The 3,629-nt window shown below is 36.5% G+C and carries 3 protein-coding genes; 2 read left to right on the forward strand and 1 reads right to left on the reverse strand.

Annotated elements, in window-relative coordinates; all coding sequences use genetic code 11:
- Nucleotides 1–124 precede the first annotated feature (124 nt).
- Nucleotides 125–1,627 carry an APC family permease gene (locus tag L2764_RS26275; protein ID WP_248943298.1) on the reverse strand — a complete coding sequence of 501 codons (1,503 nt, stop codon included), beginning with the start codon at nt 1,625–1,627 and terminating at the stop codon, nt 125–127.
- Between the two features lie 898 nt (nt 1,628–2,525).
- Between L2764_RS26275 and L2764_RS26280 the strand changes: the two genes are divergently transcribed.
- Both L2764_RS26280 and map read left to right on the forward strand, forming a co-directional pair.
- Entirely contained in the window at nt 2,526–2,732 is a 207-nt protein-coding gene (locus tag L2764_RS26280) for a ParD-like family protein (RefSeq protein WP_248943299.1), read from the forward strand.
- A complete protein-coding gene (map, locus tag L2764_RS26285; protein WP_248943300.1) occupies nt 2,725–3,501 on the forward strand; it encodes a type I methionyl aminopeptidase in 777 nt (258 codons plus the stop codon). The genes L2764_RS26280 and map overlap by 8 nt, the downstream gene beginning before the upstream one ends.
- Nucleotides 3,502–3,629 lie beyond the last annotated feature (128 nt).

Genomic DNA, 3,629 nt, shown 5'->3' on the forward strand with positions numbered 1-3,629 from the left:
AAATGACATTCATCGGGATCAATTAAAACTCGGAATGTAGATAGTGCCTTGGGCACGGACTTAAGCCCTTTTAGGGCGTCACCCAAATAAGCCTCCGGCTTTGCCGGAGGTCAGTTAACTGATTTTAGGTTTGCGCTATTTTTTCTGTTGGATGAGGTTGCTGCCGCTGTTTATTACGATAGTGACGACAAGTGTCAACATAGCGAGAATGAGTAACAAAGAGAAAGAATATGACAGCCAATATTGAGGCTATTATCATGGAGTGGCTAAAATAGACAGACCATAAAAACAATAAGAAAGGACTACCAAACATTAAGCTTTCTTTGATGTGTTTACGTCCGTGTATGATCATGTAACCGACAGAAAGTGTCGTTATGACGATATTGCTTAATAGAATATCATGGGCGGGAACCGTCATCATTAATATGGTGATAATGATGAATATGATTAAGCCAAAAGGTTTGGTTTTAGGGTTGAGTGCCGACATGCTAATGGGGGCCGCCATGTAACCGATAAGATGTAACATGGTGACGATCACCATGAGTCCTGCCCAACTTTGTGCTTGCAATAAAAAAATAACGGCAATGGTGAAGTTCACCATCATGGAAGGCACCGAGAATCCTCTTTTGGGATTGATATGGCGACTTAAAAATCCAGGGGCTTGTTTCTCTTTCGACATAGCAAATAGCATGCGTGATGATGTGCCAAGATAAGTATAACCTACCGCAGAAGGTGCTATGACGCTGTCAGCCAGTAATAATAACATTAAAAAGTTGAGACCCAATACCATGGTTAAACCGACAATGGGTGAGTCCATATTGACCCCTACCCAGCCATGGGTAAGCATTTCTTTTGGCACGGCGGCCATAAAGGTAAATTGTAATAATAAATAAAAGGCTAAAACAATTAAAACCGATATTATGATGGTTAATGGGATATTTTTCTTCGGGTTTTTGATTTCACTTGCAAATGAGGCGATGACTTGGAAGCCATTAAAAGAATATATCATCCCAGAGGTCACAATGGCGGTGATAATATCTTTAGAAGAGTAACTACTATTGTCTATTTGAGTGAAATTGCTGATATCGATATGAGAGACTAATAAGATAGTGATAACGAATAGAGGGGTAAAAATTTTAAGAACAGTAATGATATTATTGACTCTGGAAAGGAGTTTTAAACCATACCAATTGATCAGTAAATAGAGACAGAGTAAACCAACACCGATTGCTTTACCGGTGATACTGAGAGAACCATTATGCATGATGCCCTTGCCTAGAAAGGGGGCAAGATATTGAGTGGTTGCTTGTGCTTCAGTGGCAATGACGACGGCTATCCCGAACCAATTAGCAAAAGCAAAGGGAATACCAAACATTGCATTGTGACTAATTGCACTCATTCTTGTGGTTGCTCCTCTATGAGGATGTTGGGTAACCACAGCGGATAAGCAGGTACCGATACCGATAATAATAACGGCAGCGACAATCCAGGAGAGAAAAGCATAATTCCCTGCATTTTGAGCCACTAACTGGGAGCTAAATAACCAACCGGAACCGACCATACAGGTACAACATAGTAACACAGCACTAAACAGTGATATTTGATGCTTTTCTCTTGATTTTATCATGGTGATCTCTTACTTCAATTATCGTTATTATTAGAGGTTATTTAATGCAGAATATTTAACGTATTATGTTTTTTGTTAATATTAATTACATTGTAATTTTGATGGATACTATTATTAATATTAGTGTCTGTTTAACGTGGTTTTTTACGTTCTTTAAAAATTAATGACGAAAAATGAGAGACCTTTAAATGAGAACTTTAAATTTAGTGATAAATACCAGAGTTAAAGTTGTTCTGTATTTTGTTTTATTTTCAACCTATCTCAATATACCGATCACCTGATAGCGCATGAGTTCGCGCTGTCTAAAGGGCTAAAATCAATCTTTGAAGATTTTTAATTAAGTACTTAAGGCACATATTCAATATAACGGCATCTCACTTTGATTGTAAATAACTAAGCAATAATATTCTTCATTAATGTTGGGTTGTTAATTTTATTTCGTTATTTTCAGATAAATAATTAATGTATTTCTAACTCGTTGTTTTTATAGTTTTATTTTTTACTTTTCAGGTTCTTCGTTTTTTGCATTGAAGTTAATTATTATTATTATTTTGATACAATGATTAACTTTATTATTTGTTAATGTGTAATTATCTATTTAATACAAATAGGTTTAGTCTTTTTTTTAATGGAGTTTTAGTGAATCAAAGTTAATTTAATCATTATTATTTTTATTTTTTTTATTGAACTTATCATTTTTTTAACCAATAATTTTCAATTATTACTGATTAAATCAAAATATTGTTTCATTATTCGCTGTCAGCTTTCTAATATCGTGTGATACACGCTTGATAGTCATCAGTCACTTAGAAACATTTTCTTGATGTGAGTATACGATTCATGTACGTTTCGTATGTGTATTACTATAGATCGTATGGTCTTGTGTGGGGTGAGTGTGATGGAAATCGTCAAAATTTCAGATGCTTTACATGAAGAAATAAGAAAATCGAGTCAAGTGATGTCAAGATCCATCAATTCTCAAGCGGAATTTTGGATTAAAATGGGTATGCTTGCTGAGTTGAATCCGTCAATGACATTTAATGCATTAATACAACAACAACTTAAAAAAGAGAATGTGGTATTAGAAGGGATTATTCATGACTGAGATCCATATTAAGTCTCCACAAGAAGCTGATTTAATGCGGCAATCGGGTCAATTATTGGCTCAGGTTTTTGCGATGCTTGATGGGGTGATGAACGTGGGGATAACCACAATGGACATTAATGATAAAGTTGAAGATTTTATCATTAATCAGTTAAAGGCCCGTCCCGCCAGCAAAGGGCAATATGGTTATCAGTATGTATTGAACACTTCGGTTAATGAAGTGGTTTGTCATGGGATACCCAGTGTCCATTATAAACTCAAAGTAACAGATATCGTGAATGTGGATATTACTTTGGAGAAAGAAGGCTTTATCGCTGACTCAAGTAAAATGTATGTATTAGCTGGAGCCAGTCCTTTGGCAAGAACACTTGTTAATGTGACTTATGATGCCATGTGGAAGGGGATTCACTGTGTTAAGCCCGGTGCGACGTTAGGCGATGTCGGCCATGCAATACAAAGTCATGTTGAAGGTTTTGGTTACAGTGTTGTGCGAGAGTATTGTGGGCATGGGATAGGCCGTGAAATGCATGAGTTACCACAAGTATTGCATTATGGCCATCAAGGCTGTGGATTATCCCTTAAGCCTGGGATGACTTTTACGATAGAGCCAATGATTAATCAAGGTAAAGAGAAAACGAAAACAAAGAAAGATGGTTGGACAGTCGTCACTCGAGATAAAAAACTATCAGCGCAATGGGAGCATACTATTTTAGTGACAGAGACAGGTTATGAAGTATTAACATTACGGGAAGAAGAAAAAGTAGGATAATCTTGATGTTATGTCCCACTAGGGGGCGTTGACAATTACGCTAACCAAATCATAGAAGCAGCTAATTGAAGCGTCCCTAAATAGTACTTAGCCTTTCTCTCATAGCGCGTAGCCACTCTACGGAACTG

This window comes from Shewanella surugensis (assembly GCF_023284005.1).
Lineage (GTDB): Bacteria > Pseudomonadota > Gammaproteobacteria > Enterobacterales > Shewanellaceae > Shewanella > Shewanella surugensis.

Bases quoted from the DNA above. Each gene is read 5' to 3' on its own strand.
- L2764_RS26275 (WP_248943298.1), bottom strand. From the start codon at position 1,627: ATGATAAAATCAAGAGAAAAGCATCAAATATCACTGTTTAGTGCTGTG.
- L2764_RS26280 (WP_248943299.1), top strand. From the start codon at position 2,526: ATGGAAATCGTCAAAATTTCAGATGCTTTACATGAAGAAATAAGAAAA.
- map (WP_248943300.1), top strand. From the start codon at position 2,725: ATGACTGAGATCCATATTAAGTCTCCACAAGAAGCTGATTTAATGCGG.